General features: G+C 45.9%; 31 protein-coding genes and 1 pseudogene. 23 read left to right on the top strand and 9 right to left on the bottom strand.

The annotated features are described in order from the left end of the window. Positions 1–80: 80 nt before the first annotated feature. The 16 genes from DW657_RS12765 to DW657_RS12690 all read left to right on the top strand — a co-directional run bounded on the left by DW657_RS12765 (position 81) and on the right by DW657_RS12690 (position 5,605). Positions 81–569 (top strand): hypothetical protein, encoded by a 489-nt coding sequence (locus DW657_RS12765; RefSeq protein ID WP_118312806.1) that lies wholly within the window; start codon positions 81–83, stop codon positions 567–569. Between the two features lie 48 nt (positions 570–617). Next, the gene (locus DW657_RS12760; protein WP_118312805.1) at positions 618–914 is read left to right on the top strand and encodes a hypothetical protein; all 297 of its coding nucleotides are present in this window, start codon (positions 618–620) and stop codon (positions 912–914) included. Further along, on the top strand, positions 911–1,084 hold the full coding sequence (locus DW657_RS17875; protein ID WP_158577374.1) for a hypothetical protein: 174 nt from the start codon (positions 911–913) through the stop codon (positions 1,082–1,084). Before DW657_RS12760 ends, DW657_RS17875 begins: the two co-directional genes overlap by 4 nt. Before the next feature lie 3 nt (positions 1,085–1,087). After that, on the top strand, positions 1,088–1,384 hold the full coding sequence (locus DW657_RS12755) for a hypothetical protein (RefSeq protein ID WP_118312804.1): 297 nt from the start codon (positions 1,088–1,090) through the stop codon (positions 1,382–1,384). Between the two features lie 2 nt (positions 1,385–1,386). Next, on the top strand, positions 1,387–1,608 hold the full coding sequence (locus tag DW657_RS12750) for a hypothetical protein (RefSeq protein WP_118312803.1): 222 nt from the start codon (positions 1,387–1,389) through the stop codon (positions 1,606–1,608). Between the two features lie 2 nt (positions 1,609–1,610). Continuing rightward, positions 1,611–2,036 (top strand): hypothetical protein, encoded by a 426-nt coding sequence (locus DW657_RS12745; RefSeq protein WP_118312802.1) that lies wholly within the window; start codon positions 1,611–1,613, stop codon positions 2,034–2,036. Between the two features lie 190 nt (positions 2,037–2,226). Next, a complete protein-coding gene (locus tag DW657_RS12735) occupies positions 2,227–2,400 on the top strand; it encodes a fructan hydrolase (RefSeq protein WP_118312800.1) in 174 nt (57 codons plus the stop codon). Positions 2,401–2,409: 9 nt separating this feature from the next. After that, the gene (locus DW657_RS12730; RefSeq protein ID WP_147381940.1) at positions 2,410–2,619 is read left to right on the top strand and encodes a hypothetical protein; all 210 of its coding nucleotides are present in this window, start codon (positions 2,410–2,412) and stop codon (positions 2,617–2,619) included. Between the two features lie 2 nt (positions 2,620–2,621). Next, complete coding sequence (locus tag DW657_RS12725; protein ID WP_118312798.1) at positions 2,622–2,990, top strand: YopX family protein; 369 nt, start codon at positions 2,622–2,624, stop codon at positions 2,988–2,990. Between the two features lie 3 nt (positions 2,991–2,993). Continuing rightward, entirely contained in the window at positions 2,994–3,350 is a 357-nt protein-coding gene (locus DW657_RS12720) for a hypothetical protein (protein ID WP_118312797.1), read from the top strand. 3 nt (positions 3,351–3,353) lie between these two features. Continuing rightward, positions 3,354–3,659 (top strand): hypothetical protein, encoded by a 306-nt coding sequence (locus tag DW657_RS12715; protein WP_118312796.1) that lies wholly within the window; start codon positions 3,354–3,356, stop codon positions 3,657–3,659. Beyond that, the gene (locus DW657_RS12710; RefSeq protein WP_118312795.1) at positions 3,656–3,943 is read left to right on the top strand and encodes a hypothetical protein; all 288 of its coding nucleotides are present in this window, start codon (positions 3,656–3,658) and stop codon (positions 3,941–3,943) included. Before DW657_RS12715 ends, DW657_RS12710 begins: the two co-directional genes overlap by 4 nt. Continuing rightward, positions 3,940–4,314 carry a hypothetical protein gene (locus tag DW657_RS12705; protein ID WP_118312794.1) on the top strand — a complete coding sequence of 125 codons (375 nt, stop codon included), beginning with the start codon at positions 3,940–3,942 and terminating at the stop codon, positions 4,312–4,314. The genes DW657_RS12710 and DW657_RS12705 overlap by 4 nt, the downstream gene beginning before the upstream one ends. 1 nt (position 4,315) lies before the next feature. Beyond that, on the top strand, positions 4,316–4,687 hold the full coding sequence (locus DW657_RS12700) for a hypothetical protein (RefSeq protein WP_118312793.1): 372 nt from the start codon (positions 4,316–4,318) through the stop codon (positions 4,685–4,687). 3 nt (positions 4,688–4,690) lie between these two features. Then, complete coding sequence (locus tag DW657_RS12695) at positions 4,691–5,371, top strand: HNH endonuclease (RefSeq protein WP_118312792.1); 681 nt, start codon at positions 4,691–4,693, stop codon at positions 5,369–5,371. A gap of 3 nt (positions 5,372–5,374) precedes the next feature. After that, entirely contained in the window at positions 5,375–5,605 is a 231-nt protein-coding gene (locus DW657_RS12690) for a hypothetical protein (protein WP_118312791.1), read from the top strand. A 36-nt stretch (positions 5,606–5,641) separates the two neighbouring features. Here the strand turns inward: DW657_RS12690 and DW657_RS12685 are convergent, their stop codons facing one another. Beyond that, positions 5,642–6,820, bottom strand: a complete 1,179-nt coding sequence (locus tag DW657_RS12685; protein WP_118312790.1) for a site-specific integrase — start codon at positions 6,818–6,820, stop codon at positions 5,642–5,644. A gap of 231 nt (positions 6,821–7,051) precedes the next feature. On the opposite strand from DW657_RS12685, the gene hisG reads away from it, so the two are divergent. From hisG to hisC, 3 genes are read left to right on the top strand one after another with little or no spacing between them, the layout of a single operon-like run. Then, complete coding sequence (gene hisG / locus DW657_RS12680) at positions 7,052–7,903, top strand: ATP phosphoribosyltransferase (RefSeq protein WP_117662076.1); 852 nt, start codon at positions 7,052–7,054, stop codon at positions 7,901–7,903. A gap of 55 nt (positions 7,904–7,958) precedes the next feature. Beyond that, positions 7,959–9,242 (top strand): histidinol dehydrogenase, encoded by a 1,284-nt coding sequence (hisD, locus tag DW657_RS12675; RefSeq protein ID WP_117662077.1) that lies wholly within the window; start codon positions 7,959–7,961, stop codon positions 9,240–9,242. 9 nt (positions 9,243–9,251) lie between these two features. Next, positions 9,252–10,286 (top strand): histidinol-phosphate transaminase, encoded by a 1,035-nt coding sequence (hisC, locus tag DW657_RS12670; RefSeq protein ID WP_118312789.1) that lies wholly within the window; start codon positions 9,252–9,254, stop codon positions 10,284–10,286. A gap of 326 nt (positions 10,287–10,612) precedes the next feature. On the opposite strand, the gene DW657_RS12660 is transcribed toward hisC, so the two are convergent. The 5 genes from DW657_RS12660 to DW657_RS12640 all read right to left on the bottom strand — a co-directional run bounded on the left by DW657_RS12660 (position 10,613) and on the right by DW657_RS12640 (position 17,337). Further along, on the bottom strand, positions 10,613–13,024 hold the full coding sequence (locus tag DW657_RS12660; protein ID WP_233547020.1) for a YgiQ family radical SAM protein: 2,412 nt from the start codon (positions 13,022–13,024) through the stop codon (positions 10,613–10,615). A 10-nt stretch (positions 13,025–13,034) separates the two neighbouring features. Continuing rightward, complete coding sequence (locus tag DW657_RS12655; protein WP_118312809.1) at positions 13,035–13,376, bottom strand: hypothetical protein; 342 nt, start codon at positions 13,374–13,376, stop codon at positions 13,035–13,037. Between the two features lie 107 nt (positions 13,377–13,483). Next, a complete protein-coding gene (locus DW657_RS12650; protein ID WP_233547015.1) occupies positions 13,484–16,150 on the bottom strand; it encodes a fibronectin type III domain-containing protein in 2,667 nt (888 codons plus the stop codon). Positions 16,151–16,440: 290 nt separating this feature from the next. Further along, positions 16,441–16,998, bottom strand: a complete 558-nt coding sequence (locus DW657_RS12645) for a 1-acyl-sn-glycerol-3-phosphate acyltransferase (RefSeq protein ID WP_117662081.1) — start codon at positions 16,996–16,998, stop codon at positions 16,441–16,443. A 66-nt stretch (positions 16,999–17,064) separates the two neighbouring features. Continuing rightward, positions 17,065–17,337 (bottom strand): hypothetical protein, encoded by a 273-nt coding sequence (locus DW657_RS12640; protein ID WP_117662082.1) that lies wholly within the window; start codon positions 17,335–17,337, stop codon positions 17,065–17,067. Between the two features lie 197 nt (positions 17,338–17,534). Here DW657_RS12640 and DW657_RS12635 point away from each other — a divergent pair, with 197 nt between their 5' ends. Together DW657_RS12635 and DW657_RS12630 are read left to right on the top strand one after the other, a co-directional pair. Next, entirely contained in the window at positions 17,535–19,184 is a 1,650-nt protein-coding gene (locus DW657_RS12635) for a diphosphate--fructose-6-phosphate 1-phosphotransferase (RefSeq protein WP_118312786.1), read from the top strand. Positions 19,185–19,206: 22 nt separating this feature from the next. Then, positions 19,207–20,118 (top strand): glycoside hydrolase family 25 protein, encoded by a 912-nt coding sequence (locus tag DW657_RS12630; RefSeq protein WP_233547007.1) that lies wholly within the window; start codon positions 19,207–19,209, stop codon positions 20,116–20,118. Positions 20,119–20,337: 219 nt separating this feature from the next. On the opposite strand, the gene prmA is transcribed toward DW657_RS12630, so the two are convergent. Continuing rightward, positions 20,338–21,210, bottom strand: coding sequence for a 50S ribosomal protein L11 methyltransferase (prmA, locus tag DW657_RS12625; RefSeq protein ID WP_118312785.1), 873 nt, complete (start codon positions 21,208–21,210; stop codon positions 20,338–20,340). Between the two features lie 191 nt (positions 21,211–21,401). On the opposite strand from prmA, the gene DW657_RS12620 reads away from it, so the two are divergent. Next, positions 21,402–22,397, top strand: a complete 996-nt coding sequence (locus DW657_RS12620; RefSeq protein ID WP_118312784.1) for a hypothetical protein — start codon at positions 21,402–21,404, stop codon at positions 22,395–22,397. Between the two features lie 221 nt (positions 22,398–22,618). After that, positions 22,619–24,253, top strand: coding sequence for an OmpP1/FadL family transporter (locus tag DW657_RS12615; protein WP_118312783.1), 1,635 nt, complete (start codon positions 22,619–22,621; stop codon positions 24,251–24,253). A gap of 373 nt (positions 24,254–24,626) precedes the next feature. Here the strand turns inward: DW657_RS12615 and DW657_RS17870 are convergent, their stop codons facing one another. Next, entirely contained in the window at positions 24,627–24,719 is a 93-nt protein-coding gene (locus DW657_RS17870; protein WP_153089932.1) for a smalltalk protein, read from the bottom strand. A gap of 176 nt (positions 24,720–24,895) precedes the next feature. Then, positions 24,896–25,180 (bottom strand): annotated as a pseudogene (locus DW657_RS12610) (hypothetical protein); the annotation flags it as partial.

Raw genomic sequence — 25,180 nt, 5'->3', positions numbered from 1 at the left:
AGCTTGGGGAATTGATTATTTTTCCCTTGTGAAAGTAGTAGAGTAATAACCATCCTGCAAAGGATATAAATGTAAGTAATATGGAACAAATTTCATTAGAAGACAAAGTTAGTGAAACTTTGGGTTGGCTCGCAAATCAAATTGCGTGTACTCAAGTATATAAAAAGTGGGGCGAAGAATTTAAAAAGGAAAGTCTCAATGCTGCTTGGCAAAAAGTTCAAGAACAGTTTAAGAAAGATATTGATTGGAATACTCTTACGGAAAGTCAGTGTAAGGCTTTGCATTTTGGAAGTTGGCAATCCGAAGAAGATGTTGAGGAAGAAATTTCTTGTTTACAATCTGAATTAGACAAGGGACATCTTACAAAAGAGGAATTTGATAAGAAGGTTGCCAACGAGAAAAATACTCTTGGACTTCGTTTGATTCCTCTATATCTCTATCCTTCATTGCCAATCGGTATTACCCTAACGTCTATTGGAGGAGAAGAGAGAGTTTTTGATGGCTCAAACATTAGTACTGATGTTAGATTTGGATGCCTTGCATGGGGTATTAAGCCGAAGAAAGATTAACTAACCACCCTCTCCTTGGCAACAGGGAGAGGGTAAAAAGAAGAGAATATGGACTTAGTAATAACAATATTAGGTTGGATTGCATTAGGTGTTATATCTGCTTATCTGTTAGCAATAATAGGTAAAATAATCTTTGATGCTGCAACCGCTGATTATAAGTTATACAAGCATGTAAGATTGTGTCGCAAGAGATTGCTAAGAAAGCGATATGAAGATTATGCTTGGCTATTACTCCAGTTAGAGAAAGATACGGAAGTTTTCAATCTTACTCATAACACAAGAGATTGGACTTTTGAAGATTGGAGAGAATTTTATCTTAAAAAGGTAAAGGAGGATAAGAAATGAGCAAAGAAAAAGCTATCGAGAAAATACAATATGCTAAAATGCAAGTTGCTTCTGTATATGCATGTTCTGGTATCTTTGATGAAAAGACAAAGGTAATAGAAGGCAGACAGAAAGAACTTGAAAAAGCGATTGTCAATTTGCAGGATGCACTTAAAGAGTTGGAGGAGTAAATTATGGCTACAGCAAGAAAGAAACAACTATGGTATCTTTGGATAGCAAGAGACGAATGCTCAAAGCGTCCAAAGTATGATGATGAACCGGAAGAGAGTGGAGAGCTTCATGTGTTCTATGACCAACCAATAATGGACGAAGGGAAATGGCAACATGCCAGACAATTAGGTGGGGAAATACCATCTTATATGTTTCCTGAACTAAGAAATGGTTGTTGTCGAAAATTTATTGGTGTAATTGGAGATTTGGAAAACAAAATCCCAAAAGTGATTGAACTTCTTAATACTGCAAATGATTAAGTATGACAAAAGAAAAACTTTTAGAAAAGGCTAGAGAGTTCGAGAAAAAGAACAAAAGTTTCACTTGGAAGCCAATAGATTTCCCAGAGGATATGACTGAGGAAAACACTCTTGATGAACTTATATCAGAAGGAGATAATATGTATGATGCTTTGAAAGAATCGGTCAAGTTAATAAGTGATTTAGCTGATGAGTTAGAATATAAAATAGAAGTGGAGGATTGATTATGACAAAAGAAGAGGCTAGAATTTTTTATCCTATTCTTCAAGCTTTTGCAGAAGGAAAGGTGATAGAAACTAGAACAGACCCAAGTACATTAAAAAGAAAGGATACTCCGAATGATTGGACGGAAATGAAAGAGATTGAATACTGGAATAATACTGAGTATCGTATTAAGCAAGAGGTAAAGTTTCGCCCTTTTGCCAACGCAGAAGAGTGCTGGCAGGAAATGTTGAAGCATCAGCCGTTTGGGTGGATACATGTTACAGACGATAATTTATATCACAATATCATAATGCTTGCACCAGAGCTAGGTTGCCATGAGGCTTATATCAGAATAGGTAATTGCACAGTTCGAGGACTTGAAGAAACCTTCCGTATTGCAACCTTTGCTGATGGTCAACCATTTGGTGTAAAAATTGAGGAGGGTTGAATATGAAGAAAGTGAAACCTATTAAGGGGCTATCAGAAAGTACATATAATTATCTCATTTCTCATTGTAAACGTGAGATAGAAAAATGTAAAGATAACCCATCTTTCCTTCTTATCTACAATGAGCACAGAATCTTTTTGGGGTTGTTAGAACGTGTTGGACGTGATTTTATAGAGAAGGAGGGTTAGTTATGGCATGGGTAGTAGTTGATAAAATCGGTGAGGAATTAATCTCACAAACAGAACCATTTAGAGTTGGAGACTATTGGATTGGTTACTCTATAGTTCATCTTCCAAAGGGAAGTATCAAGAAGCTCATCGAAAGAGAATTATCTTGGAAGGATGAGCCAGTCGAACTTAAATAAGAATAGCTTATGTATAGACCGATTACAATGTATCAGATTGTTTGCGATAGATGCGGAGAAGTATTTGGAGGTACAGATACTTGCTCTGCACTATTCAGCAACAAAAAAGTCGATATTGGTGACTACTCTGATTGGGAAATGATAGATGGTAAGCATTATTGTACCGATTGCTACGAGGTGGATGTCATTGATGGAGTGTATAACGTTAAAGCAAAATAGATATGAAGATAGAAAGTATCAAGTTCAAGGCTAAACGTCTTGACGGCAAAGGATGGGCAATCGGAGATTTGCTGCATTCCTACGAGAATGGTGCTATCATAGTTCCCATAGAAGGTGGCGGCGCATTTTCTGTTGACCCTTCGACAGTCTGCCAGTTCACAGGACTGAAAGATTGTAAGGGCAATGAATTGTACGAACATGATGTTATCAAGAATTATCCTTTTATTCCATCAGAAATTGTATGGTCGGAAGAGTTAAGTGGGTATTACCTCACATATGCTAATGGAAAGATTTATGAAAAACCGTTAGGTCATTATCTTTCATTAGGTAAATTCATAGCCGTTGGCAACAAATTCGATAAGGAGAAGTAGCGTATGGAAAGACAAATAACAATTAGCATAGAAGAGTATAACAAGCTTATTGATATGCACACGAAAAGAGAGGAACTTCCCGAAAAGATAGAAGTAAAGAAGTTCACATCAAAGTGGTGGAAATGGCTCAAAAGAGCATCGTATTCACTCTTACACTACAACAAGAATGTTGAGCAACAGAAGCTTATCAAGCGTTGTATCAATGAAATGTCAAGTGTTTTACTCGATAATCTGTATGGTTATTGGAGAGGTGATTTGTCTGATTATCTCAAAGATAGAAGCAATTTAGAGTATTTTATGAGAGGTTACAAAAATGATGCCTATCGTTACGTAATGGAATGGTTAGACGAAAAGAAGTAGTTTATGGAAAAGAATATGTTTGAAGATATTGTTGCTGAAGGCAATATAGTTGTGATAGATAATTATTGGATTGTGTTATGTAAGTGCTGGAAGCCAGAGTGTCACAATCTCTTCTGTTATCTTTATCTTCACAAGGAAAATAAGAATTTAATGGTAGGCTCTCATTTTACAATGACCGAGGATAAAAAGAAATCTACTCGGTTGGCTACCAACGAGGATCGTCTTATGATTTTTGAAGAAATGTTCAAGTATGGAATTGCTTTCGATAAGCACGACCATCATTTGATTGGAAAGTTAGTTAGCGTATGAAGATTAGATTGGCAAAGAAGATATGGAATAGGGCTATAAATAAAACGTCTCCTTATTGGCTTAACAAGTTTGTAAAAGCAGACAAGTTGGATAGTCGTATTACACAATCTTCAAGAAAACTTGTAAAATGGGAATCTAATAATTTAAAGAACAGATTAGAAAAGTCTGTTCGTATTACTCCTTTTCAAGCTAAAGAAATTAGAAGAAGTGTAGAATTATTAAACTGTTCCCTGAGCGACTGTGTAAATGCCGCGAAACAACGATTAAAAGGAAAGAATAAATGAAAAAGAAAGTATTGACCCTCACCGTCAGCAAGCAATGGTTCGATATGATTGTGGCTGGCGAAAAGAAAGAAGAATATCGGACGATTAAGGGTTACTGGACAGTTCGACTTTATGATGTTTTTGCAAAAAATCCTACGAAGTATTTGATGGATAAAAAGATAAACGGAGATATTGATTATCTAAAACTGATGATACGTTGTAACCATTTTATCGCAAAACAATATACTCACGTCCTCTTCATCAACGGCTATCGCAAGGATAGTCCACGAATTGAAAAGGAGATTGAGAGTATCAGTATTGGTAAGCCGAAAAAGGGCTTATGCCCCGATAAGTGGCTTGATACTGAGTTTTTTATAATTAAGTTTAAGTGATATGAAAGTAAAGAATTTACCAAAGAAGATTTACCTCAACATCTGTAGTAATGAAGATGAGGTTGATTACAATGAATTAGATAGAGTAACATTCAGTACAGAAAAGGTTGGCGTTACTGATTGCGATACAGAAAACATTCCTTACGTGAATGCTGCATCATTATGGCACGACTTAAAGGAAGAGAAGCCACCATTAAGAAAATGGGTAATGTTCCGATATAGTGGAGGTGGCGTAAATCCTACTGCTCTTCACTATGGAGCGATGAGTGATGACGTATGGCTTGTCACTAGAGGAGACGGAACACAGCGTATAGAAGTTCTGTACGAGTGTTATGATAAGATTGAGTGGTTTGATTTTGACGAACTGAAATAAGTTATGAAGAAGGAAGATAGAATCAAAGTTTGGGAGAAATACGACCATCATTGCGCATACTGTGGAAGAGAAATAAAACTCGAAGATATGCAAATCGACCATTTCTTTCCAAAAAATCGTGGAAACTATTCACGTTGGAGTGATAAAGAAGGTAAGTATATCGTTTCTCATGGTGAGGATAGTATGGAGAATTATATGCCTTCTTGCCGAGCTTGTAACTTTCGAAAGCGAGATATGAGTATAGGGCAATTCCGTGAAGCTATCAAGGAACAGGCGAAAGGTTTGCTTAAAGGTGCTGCAAAGTTTCAGGTAAGCATGAGTATCGCTTATGGTCTGCTCAACCCTGCTTTCGATAAGCCTATCGTATTCTATTTTGAGAAATGTATGAATTACAAAGATAGACTTACGAAATACATTCAAGGAAGGCTGTCTGAATCATCAAATGTTGACGATTATGAACCAAATAAGTTAGCGTTAACTAATCTGTTGTGGTTTCTTAGTAAGGTAACCAGTAATGAAGTTATTGTCGCAAAGCTTAAAATCATGTCTGACGCAGACAGGAAACGAAAGAAATACCTTTCTAGGTATGATGGTAACGAATCGTTATACGATGATGAATATTCCAAGGCGGTAAGCACTATCGCCAAGGAGTGCTTGACGTATTTACAGAATAAAAAGGAGTAGTGTATGACTAGTATTAGAAAAGCTAAAAAGCAAGTAAAGAAGGCTCGTCCTTATTGGGAGAGCCAAGGTTATAAGTTCAAGCGCAAGGCTAAGATAATCCGATATTCCGTAAAGTCTTTGCTTGGAGATTATAGCACCAAATGGATAGACTACTGTTTTGTAAATATAGATGGTAGGATTCAGAATTATTTTCCTATCCGAATAGAAGCAAGAAGAAAAAGATGTAAGAAATAGTCATTATATATTACAAGAAAGGGTAGGGCGAAAGCTCTACCCCTTCTTGCCATATAGAACATAATCAATAACCTTTCGGTTGGCTTCATCAATCAGTTGTTGGTCTTTGCGCACATATATAGAGGTTATTCTATGGCTACTCTTGTGCCCAAGGCAGTCAGCGATGACATCCATACTGATACCAATTTCATAAGCAATGGTGGCAAAAGTATGCCTTGCCCAATACGTACTGACTTCGGGAATACCGATGCTATTGCAAATCTTAGATAGCATTTTATTGATTGATACATCGTAATAGCGATAAGAGCTCTTTCTATCGAATACACTTAGAAGGTGTTCTTTACCCCTATATTTTTCGATAATTTCAAGGGCTTCGGGTTCTACCTTAATATTATATAATGTACCCGTCTTTGCTCGTCTATAAGTTATTCTGCCGTTTTCAATCTTTACTATTCTAGAGAGGTCAATGAGGTTGATGCCCATAAGATAGAAGATAAGGAAGAAAATATCCCTATGCCTAGCACGAAGCGGAGTAAGCTTCGCATCATGCAGCTTTCTTAGTTCTTCGACCGTCAAAGAACGTTTCTTAGTCTCTTCCATTTTGATTGAATACATATTGAATACGTATTCCTTCAATAGCCCTTTCTTTCTTGCGAAGTTTAGAACCGCCCGAATACCCCTTAACCTTACAGCAATGGTATTCTTTGTGTTCTTATCCTTTTTCAAGGATTCAACAAATCCATCAAGCCATTCAATATCTATATCCTCCAACCTTAAAGATTCATAGTCGCAATAGTTGCTGATTTTGCTTGCAGTTGTTGTATAGACCAACTTTGTACCTTCATTATCCTTAGTCGCAAGGAAAGCATCCATCTGAGTTTTGAAAAGATGATTCTTATATTCTTGCTCATCCTCATCATTGGATAAATAGAGCGAAAGCTTCTTGTTAGAGAAGTAGCGCAGTTTGCCTTCTTCTTGCAACTGCACTATCTTATCATTGAGAAGGGAAAGCCTTTTTATTAGTTTCATATTGATTACTCGCTGCTCGGGCAATCCCTTCACCTTTTCATTTTTCGCATCCCATTCATCTTCTTTCAGCTCATAGCCTGTCGGAATATAAATGGCACTATCTTTTCTTGCGACCTTGAATTTGAGCGGAAACTTACCGCTATTCAATCGCCGTCTTTTATCTAGCTTGATTGATACCTTAATCATAAGTTCGTATCTCCTTTTTTATTTGCACGGAATTTGCACGTTTTGGTATAAAATCCGATACTTATTGTTACTTTCTGAGAATCCTTTATATTCTCTTTTAGTGCAAAATTACTTATTTTTTGCCGTTTAATGTGCTATTTTTCGAGTTTTTTAATCAATTAACATGAATTATGCACATATTCTAACAATTTTATGTACTTTTGCAATGTTTTTCAAACAAAATACAGAAATATGTTACGAATAGCAGTACAAAGTAAAGGTCGTCTGTTCGACGACACAATGAATCTTTTAGCAGAGGCGGACATCAAGGTAAGCGCCTCAAAGCGCACTCTTCTGGTGCAGGCAAGTAATTTCCCTCTGGAGGTGCTCTATCTCCGCGATGATGATATTCCTCAGAGCGTAGCCTCTGGCGTTGCCGACATCGGTATCGTGGGTGAGAATGAATTTGTAGAGCGTGGTGAAAACGCACAGATTATCGACCGATTGGGTTTCAGCAAGTGCCGCTTGAGTCTTGCCATCCCTAAGAAGATTGATTATCCAGGATTGCAGTGGTTTAATGGCAAGAAGATTGCTACCTCTTATCCTAACATCCTGCGCAACTTCATGAAGAAGAACAATATCAATGCCGACATTCACGTCATCACTGGTTCTGTGGAGATTAGCCCGGGTATCGGTCTGGCAGATGGTATCTTTGATATTGTCAGCTCTGGTTCTACACTGGTAAGCAACAATCTCGCCGAGGTTGAGGTAGTGATGAAGAGCGAGGCTCTGCTCATCGGCAACTGGAAAATGGATGATGAGAAGCATCAGATTCTCAACGAGATGCTGTTCCGCTTCGAGGCTGTACGCTCTGCCCAGGACAAGAAGTACGTGATGATGAATGCCCCTAAGGCGAAGGTAGAGGAGATTACCCAGGTATTGCCTGGTATCAAGAGCCCTACCATCATCCCATTGGCAGACGAGGAGTGGTGCTCTATCCACACCGTTCTCGATGAGAAGCGCTTCTGGGAAATCATCGGTAAGTTGAAGGAACTCGGTGCACAGGGCATCCTGGTGACACCAATCGAGAAGATGATATTGTAACATTGAACTATTTGCAAAGTTCAATGTATTAATAAATTTCAAAGTATAATAAGGAATGAAGGTAATAAAGTATCCTGCAAAGGAGGAATGGAGCGAGATTGTAGAACGCCCACACCTGGATGTATCGCAGTTGAATGCGACCGTACAAGGTGTACTCGACGATGTGAAGAACCATGGCGATGAAGCCGTGAAGCGTTACGAGGAGAAGTTTGATCATGCCCATCTCGATTCTTTGGCTGTGACTGAAGCTGAAATCGAAGAGGCTGAGCAACTGGTTTCTCAAGAACTGAAAGACGCTTTGCACCTCGCCCATCATAACATTGCCGCATTCCATCAGAGCCAGAAGTTTGAGGGTAAGAAGGTGGAAACCTGTGCTGGTGTCACCTGCTGGCAGAAGAGCGTGGCGATAGAGAAGGTGGGATTGTATATCCCTGGTGGTACTGCACCTTTGTTTAGCACCGTATTGATGCTCGCCACTCCTGCCAAGATTGCCGGTTGTAAGGAGATTGTTCTCTGCACGCCTCCTAACAAGGAGGGTAAGGTGAATCCTGCTATCCTGATGGCGGCAAAAATTGCTGGCGTAAGCAAGATTTTCAAGGCTGGCGGCGTGCAGGCCATCGGTGCGATGGCATACGGAACAGAAAGTGTGCCTAAGGTTTATAAGATCTTCGGTCCGGGCAACCAGTTTGTGATGGCTGCCAAGCAGCAGGTTTCTCTCCACGATGTGGCTATTGATATGCCGGCTGGACCTTCGGAGGTTTGTCTTATCGCTGATGAAACTGCCAACCCTGTCTTTGCGGCTGCCGACCTCTTATCGCAGGCTGAGCACGGCTTCGACTCTCAGGTTTTCTTCATCACTACCTCCGAAAAGGTTTTGGAAGATGTGAAGAAGGAAGTGGAAGTGCAGTTGGAGCAGTTGCCACGTAAGGAGATGGCGCAGACCTCATTGGACAATTCCAAGTTCATCCTCGTGAAGGACGAAGAGGAAGCCATCGATCTCTGCAATACCTATGCCCCTGAGCATCTCATCATTGCAACTGCTGATTATGAGCAGCTTGCCGAGAAAGTGGTGAATGCGGGCAGCGTATTCCTGGGCAACTATGCATGTGAGAGTGCCGGTGACTATGCCAGCGGTACCAATCATACCCTGCCAACCCATGGCTATGCACTGGCTTACAATGGCGTGAACCTCGACAGTTACAACCGCAAGATCACCTTCCAGCATCTCACGGAAGAAGGTATTCGTAACATAGGTGATGCTGTGGTGACGATGGCGGAGAACGAGCAGTTGGAGGCACATGCCAACGCCATGAGATTGAGAGTAAAAAGTCTAAAATAAAAGTAAGGTATGAAAGATTTAAAAGACTTGTGCCGAGAAAACATCTGGAACTTGGCACCTTACAGTTGCGCACGCACGGAATTCGCTGGCAGAAATGCCCGCGTCTTCCTCGATGCCAACGAGAATCCCTATAACGACCCTTATAACCGATACCCTGACCCGCTGCAGGTGGAACTGAAAAAACAGGTGAGTAAGATCAAGGGGGTAGCTGAAGACCAGATTTTCCTGGGCAATGGCTCGGATGAGGCCATCGACTTGGTTTACCGTGTATTCTGTCGCCCTGGCAAGGATAATGTGGTAGCCATCGCTCCTACATACGGTATGTATGAGGTGTGTGCTGATGTCAACGACGTGGAGTATCGCTCTGTGTTGCTCGATGAGAACTATCAGATTTCTGCCGAGAAGATCATCGATGCCTGCGATGAGAATACCAAGGTGGTATGGTTCTGCAGCCCTAACAACCCGACGGGCAATCACATCAATCGCGAGGCTATCGTAGAGGTGCTTCGCCTCTTTGATGGTATTGTCATTGTAGATGAGGCTTATAGCGATTTCTCATCTGAGCGCACCTTCCGAGGCGTGTTGAAGCATTTCCCTAATCTCATCGTGCTCAATACGATGAGCAAGGCATGGGGTTGTGCAGCGCTTCGTCTGGGTATGGCGTTTGCCAGCAAGGAGATTATTGACATATTCAATAAGGTGAAGTATCCTTATAATGTGAATCTGCTTACCCAGCAGCAGGCACTTGAGGTTTTGAAGAATCCATTGAAGGTGGATGAGTGGGTGAAGAACATCCTTCAGGAGCGTTCGAAGGTGATGGCTGCCTTCCTGGATCTGCCTATCACCGTGAAGGTTTATCCTACGGATGCCAACTTCTTCCTGGTAAAGGTTACGGATGCGCAGGCCATCTACGATTATCTGGTGGCACAGGGCATCATCGTAAGAAACCGCAATAAGGTTCAGCTTTGCGGCAACTGTCTGAGAATCACCATCGGAAACAAAACTGAGAATGCTGAATTGCTCGGGGCGTTGAGACAATACTAGCATTTGTGAAGTACGCCCTGGACACTGAGACAATACTAGCATTTGTGAAGCACGCCCTGGACACTGAGACAATACTAGCATTTGTGAAGCACGCCCTGAAAGGGCAGAAGCTCCTAGCCCAGGGCAACACCCTGGGTATAATTGGATTTTTACAAAGTCGCCCTGTAAGGGCAAAAGCTTCTCATATTTAAAGCTTTTGCCCTTACAGGGCGACTTTGTTGTTGATATATAGACCCAGGGTGTTACCCTGGGCTAGGAGCTTCTGCCCTTTCAGGGCGTATGGGATGTGGTTTATGACACACCCTCTTTTTAAAATTCATTTCATATTATCTTCTCCTGCCTCTTCCTTCGTTTCTTCCCTGGTTTCCACGTCCACGTCCGCTGCCACGCTCGTTTCTGTCTCCGCTGCCACGCTCGTTCTTGTCTCCGCTGTTATAGCGGTTCTTGCGATTGTGGTTATCGGTGTCGAAATTAGGATTGAAACTCTTTTTCTTCTTGTCCTTGAAGAAGCCGGCACCTTGCTCTTTCTGATTGCGTAGCTCGGCTCTGGCTGCGGCTACTGCATCGCGGATATTAGCATTGGCATTGTTGCTTCTGCCTTGCTGAGCATTATTCCCTCTGCCTTGCTGAGCATGACCGTTTCTTGAAGATTTACCATTCAAAGGACGGCCTTCATTGAGATATTTCTCCTCATCATAGCATCCTACATTACCATATCCCTTTGGCGCATAGCGGTCTGCGGCATTTCTGCCACGGTCTCTTCCGGCTTTTGGCTCCGCTGCATTTCTGCCGGCACCACGCTTGCCTTTAGCACCTCTGCCCACGCCCGGATTGTCATAGGTAGAACCAATCGCCTTGTCGTCGAAGTTGGTCTTCTTACCCTTGAAACCTCCGCCATGATTTCCGCCAAAGCTCTTCTTATCGTATAGCTTGTCGATGAGATCCGCTCTGCCTATTCGGCGAAGCTCGCTCTCAATGGCGCGGCGCTCCTCTGGCTTGTACCAGAAGAAGAACATGCGCTGGGCAAGCTTTTCCTTCTGGGTCTTGGCACTGAATACTGGTTCCAAGGTGTATGGGTCGTATCCCGTGTACCAGGTTTCCGTAGAAATCGTCATTGGGGTAGGAGTGAAGTCCTGTACCTGTTCCAGATGGAAGTCGAGTCCCTTGGTAATTACTGCCAGTTCTGCCATATCCTCTTCATGACAGCCCGGATGCGAACTGATGAAGTATGGAATGATCTGCTGGTTGAGACCTTCTTCCTTGTTGATCTTGTCGAAGATGCGTTTGAATTCGTAGAAGAGATCGAACGATGGTTTGCGCATGAACTTCAATACCTCCGGACTGGTATGTTCCGGTGCTACCTTCAGTCGGCCGCTCACGTGCTTGGTGATCAGCTCGCGGGTATATTCCCTTGCCGCCTGGTTCACCTTCTCGTCCTTGCTCTTGTGTAGGAGCAGGTCGTAGCGCACACCACTACCGATGAAGCTCTTCTTGATACCCGGCAGGGCATCTACGGCATGATAGATCTCCAGCAGCTTGCTGTGGTCGGTGTTCAGGTTCGGACAAATCTGAGGGTTCACGCACGATGGGCGCTTGCACACCTCGCACGCCTTCTGGTTCTTGCCGTGCATGCCATACATGTTTGCCGAAGGACCGCCCAGATCGCTCAGATAGCCCTTGAAATCAGGCATCTCGATGATTTTCTTCACCTCTTTCAGAATGCTCTCCTTGCTTCGGCAAACCACGAACTTACCCTGATGTGCCGAAATGGTACAGAACGAGCAACCACCGAAGCAGCCACGATGCAGGTTCACAGAGAACTTGATCATCTCGTATGCCGGAATGGTCTTGCCCTTGTATTTAGGATGAGGCAGACGGGTGTAAGGCAGGTCGAAGGCTGCATCCAGCTCTTCGGTGGTCATCAGCGGGAATGGTGGATTCACCACCACATACTTGCCGTCGGTCTCCTGAATCATGCGCTGGGCATGCATCTTGTTGGCTTCTTCCTCCAGATGGCGCACGTTCTCCGCCTGTCCCTTCTTGTTATGCAGGCACTCCTCGTGGCTATGCAGGATGATGTCATCCTCCTTGAATCCGCCAGGGATGTCCTTCTCCTTGCAGTAGAAAGCCACCTGAGGCATCTCGTGAATCTGGTCCATGGTCTTGCCTTCGGCTAATGCATTGGCAAGTTCCACGATAGAGCGTTCGCCCATACCGTAGAGGATGAGGTCGGCACCCGAATCGCAGAGGATGCACTTGCGGAGTTCATCCTTCCAGTAGTCGTAGTGACTGATGCGGCGCAGTGATGCCTCAATACCGCCCAGTGCCACAGGTACGTCGGGATAGAGTTTCTTCAGTATCTGGGTATAGACGATAGACGGATAGTCGGGACGCATGTCGTGGCGGGAGTCAGGACTGAAGGCATCCTCGCTGCGCATACGGCGGTTTGCCGTGTAGCGGTTTACCATCGAGTCCATGGCTCCCGGCGATACGCCGAAGAAGAGGCGAGGGCGACCGAGCTTCTTGAAGTCACGGAAGTCGCCATGCCAGTCGGGCTGAGGCACGATGGCTACGCGATAGCCGTTAGCCTCCAGGATTCTGCCGAGGATAGCCGGTCCGAAGGATGGATGATCTACGTAGGCATCACCCGAGAAGAGGATGACGTCCAGTTCGTCCCATCCTCTGAGTTCGCACTCCTTCTTGGTTGTTGGGAGAAAATCTGTTAACTTATAATCCATTCAATATACTTTAGTCATTCACTGCATCTTGCTCAGCCTCAGCTGCTTCCTGTGCATCCTTCTTGTCTTTCCAATCTACGTAGAGCAATACGAGGTTGTGGAGGCCGAGTGCCTTCATATTCTGGTTGTAGATTACGTCGAGGCAGAGGTCGAGCAACTCCTTGTCCTTGATGTCGCTGCTCTCCAGAAGAGAACGGACGTTGAATCTTAACTTGTCGAGCACTTCCTCGTCGATGATGCCATTGCTATCTACGAGGTTGCGGAGCAACTGATACTTGTCAATAATCTCTAAATGCTGGTCGCTCACTTCGATAGAGCGTGTACCAGACTGGTTTGCTTGAATCTTATACATATCTTTTTTTACTTTGAACATTGAACATTGAACTTTGAACTTTATGGTCAGCAAAGTTTGCTCAAATGATGGGTTATTATTTATACGTTTTGTTCCCGGCTATTCTTCTATTCCGTCAGGAACTTCAGAATACCCTGCATGATGCTGTAGCGGGTTTTCTCATCGCTGATGCACTCCAGTGGGAATCCCATGGTGAAGGTGCGGTAGCTGGTACTCCTGTAGGCAACTGCCGCGCTGGTTCCTGTAAGATAACGCATGGCGCAGAAGGCTGTGCTGCCTATAGGCTTGAGTATCTCCGGATGGGTGGCTGCATAATGCTTGGCATTCAGCGAATGATAGTAGCTGAATTCCTTGCCCAGTCCGCTTACCATAGGCGATGTAGTTACGATGCTGTCTCGCTCGGTAATGGTGGAATCTTCCGGATTGATATCCTGCACGATAAACTTGGTGCCGGTAGGCTCATAGTTTACTTTCAGGATAGCGCCCATGAATGATTTCTCCTCTTCATCCTGCATGTCGCTGCCGTTGTAGGAGCCGCTCACAAGCAGTTTTCCGCCGTTGAGGGCATAGTACTTGATGCGCTTCTGCATGGTTGGGGTGAAGGTCTTGTAGTACTGGTGGGTATAACCGTCGTAACGCTCCAGACCATTGATGAGGTCCACCGCCTGATAGTCGGTCATCTTCACTCTTCCCGAAAGGATGGCTTCGCTCGAACAGCTGGCGATGCTGTACTTGTTGCCGGAAGCGATAGCCTGGGCATGCTCCACGGTATGGTTGAAGTCATTGCCTGCCACAAACTGTCCTATCATCTCGTTGCCGCTGTATCCCAGTCCGCTGGATGATTCAATACCCATTCTATGGATGTCAAATACCCGCTGCTTGCCGCTCCAGCCCGCCGTCAGACCATAGCTTACGCCTGGGTCCTGGTCGAAGTCGAAGCCCTGGATACTGTCGTTATCTACCACCTGCGGTGAGGCAAGGCGATGGAAATTGTTTACGATCAGAATCTTGTTGGTGGCAGTAGGGTTATAGAGTGCCGAGAGGGTTTCTGATGGGAAGCTCTCACCGCCCTGGTTTACAGCTGCCACCCGGAAGTTGTAGAGCTTGCCTGGCTCCAGCTTCACGTTGTAGATGTTGGAGCGAACCATCGTACCATTGTCGAATCCGCCTTTGCCTTCTGCCTGATAAACGATGTAGCTGGTTGGCTTGGCGGTAGGTTCCGTTTTGTCAAGCTGCGCATTCCAGGTGAGGCTGGCATAGCCCAGTTCATCCACCTCCACGCTGAAGTGGTTAGGTGCCAGAGGCTGCACCACATACGGTTCGTCATGGTTGCTGCTCACGAATCTGAGAATAGTCTTGTAGATGGAGCGGGCGATGGTAAACTTGCCCATCGGATCCTGTGCGATGCGCATGTCCGGGAAGCTCTGGTGAGAGAGCATTTCGATGATTGCCGATGGTACTTCCGGCAGTCGGGTCTCCGAATAGTTTCTGTCCCAGAGATAGCGTTTTCCGAATGAACCAAAGGTGTTGGTCATATCTTCTACAAGATTATCTCTCAAAGCCTTAGCGAAATCCTTTGAAGCAAATCTTGAAATGCCGCTGTTCAGCATGCCATCGTTGAAGTCGGTGGTGCAGATAGCGAGTGCACCCCAGGTGGATTGTCCGTCAGGATTGTATCCTGCGTCGCTGTGCAGGGCGAGAGAAAGCTCTATCGGCACGCGCTTGCCGTCCATTGCCGGCATATATACGCTGCCGCCTCCCAGCCAGTTGGTCATCATCGAACGGGTGTTGATGTCGTCGGCATAATCGTTCTTTCCCTTTCTTCCGCCATACACGCTATAGGGTGCTCCAGCCCACTGGGCGTAGTATCTTGCTCCTTCCAGGCAGCGTGGCATTCCGCTTACGAATCCGCCACGTTCTATGTTGCCCATACCGCCTCCGAATCGTACGGCATCGGTGGTTACTACACCTCTGCGGGAGGCGTGATTGGTGCAGACCACACGGTTGAACTCATTGCATCCCTTGTCGAACTCGAAGGTGCCGAGATATACCCATGTGCCGCCACCCATGCGCTGGTTGACGGTGAACTCTGTAGCCTGTCCCTTGTGATAGACGATGTATTTGGCATCAGGCACACTCTTGGGCAGTGTCTGATAGCTTACATAAACGGCATATTTTCCCTCTTTCTGGAAGTTAGGCTGATAGCTTACCAGGCTGTTCTTCTTTCGCTTGGTAGCCTTTGCCTGTCTCACGGTACCCATCTGGAACGGATTCTCTCCATCCTGATAGGAAGCCTGGAGGTTGGCGAATCCCAGGGAGTCGCAGTTCTTCCATTTCTTGCCATTCACGAATTCCTGGTAGGAGATGGAGTGTCTGTCGTCGTTATCCACAACAATCTCCTGCTGCTGCCAGTCGCGTTCACGGGGAGTGAAGACGATGGCGCCTGCATTTTCCAGCATCGGGATGAGATAAGGCACCACAATGGTCTGGGTAAAGAGGTCTTCCGTGGTACAGAAGAGGTTAGGACGTTGCCATTTCCATCCTCTTTCAGCATCCCAGTATCTTCCGTGCGATGCCCATAGTGAGAGATGCCGGTTCTGCAGTCCGGCAGTCACGAAGTAGGGGCGTGAGGCATTGAACACCCACGGATCTTCATCGTATTCGATGTTTCCCCATGTATGACTGTTTCCCTCATCGAATGCCTGCAGCATGAATCCGGAAGAGATAAGCAGACTGCTTATCAGCCCATATTTTGTAAATCTCGTTTTTTTCACTTTCTTCTATGATGAGGGTGTGTCATAAGTCACATCCAATACGCCCTGAAAGGGCAGAAGCTCCTAGCCCAGGGCATCGCCCTGGGTATTTATGGACGTAAACCTGTCGCCCTGTAAGGGCAAAAGCTTGCAGATACCAGGCAATTTTTTAGGCTTTTGCCCTTACAGGGCGCCTTGCTGACTGCTACTATACCCAGGGCGATGCCCTGGGCTAGGAGCTTTTGGGCTTTCAGCCCGTCCTCGGTTGCCATTATCTGGACTTATGACACATCCTCCTTTCTTTTTGCTTGTTAGTCGATATTTCCGATAGAGAATTTCTCAGGTTTCTTACCCTTGAAATCCTTGAAGTACAGCTTGATTTCCCGCATGTCCTTCTCCACATCACCCGAAGGGATGATCATCTTGGTACACTGTATCACCTTCTTCTCGTAATCCACGCCGTAGAGTAGGATAGGGATGCCTGCCTTGAGGGCGATGAAATAGAATCCCTTCTTCCATTCCGGGTTGAGCGAGCGGGTACCTTCCGGAGTGATGCAGAGACCGAAACTCTCGCGCTTCTTAGCCTCTTCGGCCAGGTTGTCGGTCATGCTGGTATGCTTGCTTCTCCACACCGGTACGCCTCCCATCTTTCTGAAGATAGGTCCCAGCGGCCAGAAGAACCATTCCTTCTTCATCAGGAAGTTGCTCTTGATGTTTTCAGCTCTGGAGTAGAGCTGTCCTATCAGGAAGTCCCAGTTGCTGGTGTGTGGTGCAAGACAGATGATGTACTTCTTGGGAAAGTCGATGGTTACTTCCTTCTTCCATCCCATTCGCTTGTATAATATCCACTGACAGATGTCCTTGATCATTTCTTTTTAATCTGTTATCTATATATTATATAGGTATAATGGATGTTCTTCTCCGTTTCTTGGGGCTTATCCCATGTTGGAGATCTGGTCGATAATCTCGCTCACCTGCTTGTTGAAGTCATGAATCAGGTTCTGATAGTATGCTCCCGGCTTTATGCCAGGCTCTGGGTGAGAAACGCGCTTGATGAAGTCGTTATTGACCATTACGATAGATGAAAGGATGCCATCTACGTCCTCCTGAGAAGGTTTTCCATTGTACAAAGACGCTGCTACAGTCTCAGCGAAAAGCTCGCTGGTGATGTAGTTGATAGTGCGTTTTAAATCTCTTTTGTTAGCCATAATTCTTATTTCTAAATTAATAATTGGTTAAAAACATTGGCTCAAAGATAATCATTTTCTTTGGAAAAGCAATAGAAAATCAAAAAAAATATCGATATTAACTCATTTTTAGCATTTTTCTTTCCGTATCTCGTAGAAAAACCTTAAATTTGCAGTGTTTTTGAAGTTTCAACTAATTAAATATTAATAAAAGAATTATGGAAAAAAGTGCATTGCAGATTGCAAGAGCGGCTTATCAGCCAAAGTTGCCAAAGGCGCTTCAGGGTCCTGTAAAGGCAGTTGAGGGTGCAGCAACTCAGTCAGTAGGTAACCAGGAAGAAATCAAGGCTCTCTTCCCTAACACATACGGAATGCCTGTTATTACTTTCGAGGCTGGCGAGGCTCAGGAACTCCCTGCTTTCAACGTAGGTGTTATCCTTTCTGGTGGTCAGGCTCCTGGCGGTCACAACGTGATCTCTGGTCTCTTCGACGGTGTGAAGTCTCTCAACCCAGCTAACAAGCTCTATGGCTTCATCCTCGGTCCTGGCGGTCTCGTTGATCACAAGTATATGGAGATTACTCCTGAGATCATGGACGAGTACCGTAACACTGGTGGTTTCGATATCATCGGTTCTGGCCGTACCAAGCTGGAGAAGGAAGACCAGTTTGAGAAGGGTATCGAGATTCTCCGTGAGCTCGGTATCAAGGCGCTCGTTATCATCGGTGGTGACGACTCTAACACCAACGCTTGCGTTCTCGCTGAGTACTATGCTGCCAAGAAGTATGGCGTTCAGGTAATCGGTTGCCCTAAGACTATCGACGGTGACTTGAAGAACGAGCAGATCGAGACTTCTTTCGGTTTCGATACGGCCTGCAAGACTTACTCTGAGCTCATCGGTAACATCGAGCGCGACTGTAACTCTGCACGCAAGTACTGGCACTTCATCAAGTTGATGGGTCGTTCTGCTTCTCACATCGCTCTTGAGTGCGCACTCCAGACTCAGCCAAACGTCTGCCTGATTTCTGAGGAGGTAGAGGCTAAGGAGATGTCTCTTGATGATGTTGTAACATACATCGCTACAGCTGTAGCTGACCGTGCTGCTGATGGCAACAACTTCGGTACTGTTCTCATCCCAGAGGGCTTGATCGAGTTCATCCCAGCTATCAAGAAGCTCATCGCAGAGTTGAACGAGGTTCTTACAGATCCTGCAACAGGTGAGAGCCGTGAGTTTGCTGGCGCTGAGGAGCAGATCGCATTCGTTAAGGGTGCTATCGCTAAGGATAACCTCGCTGTATTGGAGTCATTGCCAGCTGACGTAGCTCGCCAGCTTTGCCTCGACCGTGACCCTCACGGAAACGTACAGGTTTCTCTCATCGAGACAGAGAAGTTGCTCTCTCGCATGGTAGCTGACAAGTTGGCTGCTTGGAAGAAGGAGGGTAAGTACGTTGGTAAGTTCTCAGCTCAGCACCACTTCTTCGGTTACGAGGGACGTTGCGCAGCTCCTTCTAACTACGATGCTGACTACTGCTACTCACTCGGTTTCAACGCATCTCGCCTCATCGCTAACGGCAAGACTGGTTACATGTCAATCATCAAGAATACAACAGCTCCTGCAGCTGAGTGGATTGCCGGTGGTGTGCCTATCACAATGATGATGAATATCGAGCGTCGTAACGGTGCCAACAAGCCAGTTATCCGCAAGGCTCTCGTAGAGCTCGACGGTGCTCCATTCAAGTTCTTCGCTTCTAAGCGTGAGCAGTGGGCTAAGGAGACATCTTATGTATATCCAGGTCCTATCCAGTACTGGGGTCCATCTGAGGTTTGCGATCAGACCACAAAGACTCTCCAGTTGGAGCAGGCTAAGTAATAAGAAATAATCATATTATTATATGTCAACAAGACGAACGGCTTCTTCACAAAAAAAGGGTACTGTGGCGAGAAGGAAGACTTCTTCTCGGCGTGGGGGCTCTGGTGGCAGAAGGCGTTCGTCTTCTGTTTTTCTGCGTTATCCCCGATTGGCATGGTGGATTGGTGGAACGGCGGTAGTAGTGCTGTATGTTTTTCTGTTCTATCATTTCTTCGTAGGTCCTACCGGTTTCAGATGGCGTGCCCTCTATGGCGATGAGGTGTATCCTGAAGGCTACGAGATTCATGGCATTGATATCTCTCATTATCAGGGCAAGATAGACTGGGAGCAGCTCAATAATGCGATGATCAAGGGTTGTCCTGTGCGCTTTGTCATCATCAAGAGTACCGAAGGTTCCAGTCGCCTGGATGAAAACTTCCGTGAGAACTTCAATCAGGCTCGCGACTATGGATTCATCCGTGGCGTGTATCATTTCTGGAGTAATAAATCTACGGCTCGCGAACAGGCGTATTACTTTCTGGAGCAGGTGCATCTTACGGATGGCGATCTTCCGCCCGTACTCGACATCGAGCATAAGCCCGATGACAAGAGTGTAGAGGATTTTCAGCGCGATGTGCTCACGTGGCTGCATATCGTAGAGGATAGGTATCATGTGAAACCGATCATCTATACCTATTACAAGTTTAAGGAGCAGTATCTCAGTGCGCCCGTTTTCGATGACTATCCTTACTGGATAGCGCATTATTATGTAGATAAGGTGCAGTACAAGGGCAAGTGGAAGTTCTGGCAGCATACGGATGCAGGAAAGCTTCCGGGCATCAAGGGCTATGTGGATTTCGATATCTACAACGGCAGCTACTACGATCTGCGCCAGCTTTGCATCGGCAGCAATGACAAGGATAAGAAATTGTGGGATAATGATGAAGAAGAATAAGAGGGTGTGTCATAAGCCACATCCCATACGCCCTGAAAGGGCAGAAGCTCCTAGCCCAGGGCAGCGCCCTGGGTTTTAGAATTAATACAGCAAAGTCGCCCTGAAAGGGCAAAAGCTTTCAATTTCAAAGCTTTTGCCCTTTCAGGGCGACAAGTTTGTGTCCGTAATCACCCAGGGCGCTGCCCTGGGCTAGGAGCTTTTGGACTTTCAGCCCGGGTTTTACGCTCCCAGTACCAGGCAGGTCCAGTTGTTATCTACCTGTCTTGTTATCTCGTGCAGTCCCAGCTCATCTGCTTTCTCCAGCAATACAGGTACATCTTCCTCGTAGAAGCCGCTCAGAATCAGTGTGCCGCCCATATTCATCACGCTGCGGAAGAGTTTCATGTCTTCCAGCAGGATGTTGCGGTTGATGTTGGCCATCACCACGTCGAAGACACCGCTCACGTGGTTCAGTACACTGCTGTTTCCGAAGAGTACCTCCATGTTATCTACACCATTCAGTACGGCATTGTGCTTGGCATTCTCCACGCTCCATTCGTCGATGTCGTAGCCCACCACTTCCTTGGCGCCGAGCTTCGAGGCGGTGAGTCCCAGGATGCCCGTACCCGTTCCGCAGTCTAGTATGCGCTTGGTCTTGACTGGCATCTTCAGCAGCTGTGCGATGATCATACGGGTCGTTTCGTGGTTGCCGGTTCCGAAGGCCAGCTTTGCTTCGATGCCGATCTCGATGATGTCGGGACGGTTGCTGGTGTCCGGATAAAGTTCCGGATGCTTGGCATCGTAGATCACTACCTGGTCGCCCACGAAGATAGGGTCGAAGCCCTGCTCTTCCCATTCCTGGTTCCAGTCCTTGTCTTCGGCATCCTGGATGTCGTAGGTTATCTGGGTGTCCATGATAGGGAAGTCGGCGATGTAGGCATCCAGCGCCTCCTTGTCGAAGAGGTCTTTCTGCACGTATGCCTCCATACCCGTTTCGGTTTCTTCAAACGATTCGAATCCAGCCTCGGCAGCACCGTCGGCGAGCAAGTCCTGGCAGGCTTGCATCAAGTCGGCCGATGTTTCGATATTGAATGTCGCTACTAAATATTTCATGTCTTTTTTCTATTGATTTTGTCCTAAAAATGCTTACGGATGTTCTAAAAAGTTTGAAATCCTTTAAATCTTCTGCAAAATTATAAAAAAATAGGGGAAAACCTACTATTATTTAGGGAAATTCTGTAATTTTGCATCAAAATAAGTGGTATTTTTGCATAAAGAACAGAAAAAGATAGGAGAAATATACAATGAAGAAAATGTATCTTCTTGCAGTCCTGATGGCAGCCGCAATGCCATTCACTTCGATGGCACAGGACGACGACCTCTACTTCAATCCGAAGAAGGAGGCGAAGGAGAAGGCTGAGAGAAAAGCTGCGTTACTGCGTGAGTACAAGGCTCAGCAGGCACGCCGCGACAGTATCTATGCCCTCTTCTGGAGCGGCAGCAACCGGAATGTGGATGAGTACAACCGTGGTGGCAGATTCCTGAGCCATTACGAGAAAGTGGGTACTGATTCACTCGGTAACGATATCATCCAGTTTCATGTAGGCAAGGGGGTGGCACCCGACAGCATCTACGATGATGCTTACTTCGCACAGAAGTATATCAACGAGGAGGAGGATTTCGGCAATACCCGCAGAATGAGCCGCTGGGATGGCTACTACGATCCTTGGTTCTATGGCTACTATGGCTATGGTCCATACTATTGGCGCTCCCGCATGTGGGGCTGGCACAATCCTTGGCGATACGGCTACTATACGGGCTGGTACGACCCATGGTTTGATCCTTGGTATGATCCATGGTATTATGGCTATGCCGGCTGGTATGGCGGCTGGTACGACCCATGGTATTATGGCTGGGGTGGCTGGTATGGCCCTTGGTACTGGGGTGGCCCGATGATTGGGCATGTAAGCTATGGTGGTTTTGCCGGCGGCAAGCGCTATAACAATCCGGGACGCATCGATGCTTCTCATGGATATGGGTATGGCGGGTCGCAGGGCAATAACAATACCTATACCCGCAGAAGCGGTTCCAACCGCAGCTTCGGTCAGCGTCGTGAGAACAATGGTTTCAACAACAACTCCAACTTCGGAACGCGCAATAATTCCAGCTTCGGCAACAGCGGCAGCTTCAGTGGCGGCAGTGTAGGCGGAGGTGGCAGCTTCGGTGGTGGCCATTCCGGTGGTGGCAGCTTTGGAGGTGGCGGACGCTCAGGTGGCGGCAGCTTCGGAGGTCGCCGATAAACGCCCTGAAAGGATTTGCCATTTGCCAGAACGCCCTGAAAGGATTTGCCATTTGACAGCACGCCCTGAAATACTCAGTTACTGAAGTTTCGTATGTGGTTCAAGTACGGGCTGAAGGCCCAAAAGCTCCTAGCCCAGGGCATCGCCCTGGGTTATAGTGGTTTTTATGAATACGCCCTGAAAGGGCAAAAGCTTTATAAACAATTAAAATTAGAAATAATATGAATCATTTAAAACATATACTTTTTGCCAGTGCCCTCGTGGCTTCCATGAGTGCCGCTGCGCAGGAAACCTATCAGGATACCAAGTTGGCAGCCAGCCAACTCACGGGTACCGCCCGCTATGTAGGTATGGGTGGTGCGATGGAGGCCTTGGGTGCCGATATCTCTACCATCAGTACCAACCCAGCCGGTGTGGGTCTTTTCCGCAAGAATCAGATTTCCCTCTCTGCCGGCGTCATCGCCCAGAGCGGTGCAGACAACAGCATTTCCCTTGGCAATTCTACCATAGATATCAAGGGCAAGAAGAGTCATCCAACCTTCGACCAGGTAGGCATCGTCTGGTCTACGAAGATGAGAAACTCCAGTGCACTCAATCTCGCATTCAATTATCATAAGAGTACCGACTTCGGACAGCTCCTCAACGCAGCCAATTCTCTCACGAAGGCTTCGCAGAACAAGTTGACTGCAGCCAAGAATGCAGAGGGTGTGGATGGATGGAGTGCCGTAGATGCAAACTTTGGCGGTTACAAGGATAATAGTGGCAAGTATCAGAATGGTCTGCTTAGCCTCACCTCTAATGGCTACTTGTCTTACGCCGAAGCCAACTCTTATCTCTTCGGACAATATCAGCATGGCTACATCGGCAGCTACGATTTCAACATCAGCGGTTCTATCGGCAATAGAGTATGGCTCGGTCTTACCGTCGGCTTGCATGATGTTCATTACAACAGTAATTCCCTCTATGCAGAGAATCTAGTGGATGGCAACTTCAGCGATTCCTACGAGCAGATCAAGATTACGGGTACTGGATATGACGTGAAGGCTGGTATCATCTTCCGTCCGGTAGAGGAGTCTCCTTTCCGCATCGGTGCCTACGTCAATTCTCCTGTGTTCTACGATCTCTCGCTCAGCGCAGCCCACGATCTGAGTATGTATGGCAAAAATGCGCCAGCTACTTTCCAGGATAAGGATGCAGCTGGCAATATCGTCAATGTGCCTTGCTACACATTGGGTGATAAGGGACAGACTGTGGATTATGACTTCCGCTTGAACACTCCTTGGAAGGTGGGTGTCAGCATGGGTCATACCGTGGGCAATTATCTTGCCCTGGGTGCTACCTACGAGTATGCCTGGTACGACCACATGGACAACCGTGTGAAGGATGGCGGTTACTACGATTACTACTGGGGTGATTATTACGAGTCAAGCAGCAGCGATGATGCGATGAATGCAGATACCCGTGCCAACCTGAAGGGTGTAAGTACCTTGAAGGTGGGAGCTGAAATCAAGCCAACCTCTATGCTTTCTCTCCGTTTCGGTTACAACTATGTATCACCGATGTTCAGAGAGAATGCCTATCGTGATCAGTCGATTGGCAGCAATGGTGTAGATATCGCTACTTCTACCGATTATACCAACTGGAAGGCGATGAATCGCTTTACCTGCGGTGTGGGTTTCAACTACGAGAACTTGAATATTGATGTAGCTTATCAGTATGCTACCCAGAAGGGTGATTTCTATCCGTTTATGAGCTATGTGAATAAGGATGATGCTACATTGGACAATATCCCTACTTCATGCAAGGTAGATAATAATCGCCATCAACTCCTGCTTACGGTAGGTTACAAGTTTTAATTAGGCCGAAGGTTTAAAGAATGCAAAAAACTGAGCTTTCTTCGTTTTTTTTAGTAAAAAAAGGCTAGAAAATTTGGTCGTTTCGCAGAAAAGTTCTATCTTTGCAGATATAAAAAAGAAGAATTTAAGTAAATACATAGATAAATGGAAAATCTCCCTAAAGTGATAGGGGATAAAGATATTAGTTTTTTTAGTGGTTAATTTAGTTTTAGTAAGTATGTGGTAGGATCTGTTGTGAAACAGATCCTATTTTTTTGCCTGAGAATAATGCCATTAAAGAGGGTGCGTCATGGACTTATGACACACTCTCTGTAATAGATAAAATCTTCTCAAAAACTAATCACATGCAGATTTCGTTCTGCTTTCTTGCAGCTTACACGCAGCTTGAAACACCGAGCGAAGTGGCTATTGCGGTGAGAATGCTAATCGCAATCTGAATCACCATTTTCCAAGTATCCTTCTTCATTGTCTTTTAGTGTTTAGTGTTTAATATTTAATTCCGTTAGGCGTTTTAATGTTTGATTCCGTTAGGCGTTTTAATGTTTGATTCCGTTAGGCGTTCCGGCGGATTTGCAATCCGCCGTTAAAAAACGTCCTAACCTCTTTTAGCTTTGCGGATTTGCAATCCGCATCAAACAAGATTTACAAACTTACGTTGTCGCCGCCGCCGTCTTCACCACCGGTATTGCCGCCGCTGGTTCCCTGGTCACCGGTGCTTCCACTGCCTTCAGTTCCGGTAGTTCCGCTGCCGCCAGCATTGCTGCCGCCGCCCTGGGCTCCACCGCCAGTGGTTCCGTCGCCGTCGCCGCCTCCGTCAGGAGTTTCTGGCACGTTGAGGTCCACGCTGGTCTTGCCCTCCCTGATTGCCTTGATCACGGCTGCCTGAGCGCTGCGGCTAGCCACGAGGTTGAATTCTGCGTCGTCGAG

This window comes from Prevotella sp. AM23-5 (assembly GCF_003473645.1).
Taxonomy (GTDB): domain Bacteria; phylum Bacteroidota; class Bacteroidia; order Bacteroidales; family Bacteroidaceae; genus Prevotella; species Prevotella copri_A.
Note: the sequence above shows the minus strand (reverse complement) of the source record. Positions and strands in the feature narration are given on the sequence as shown.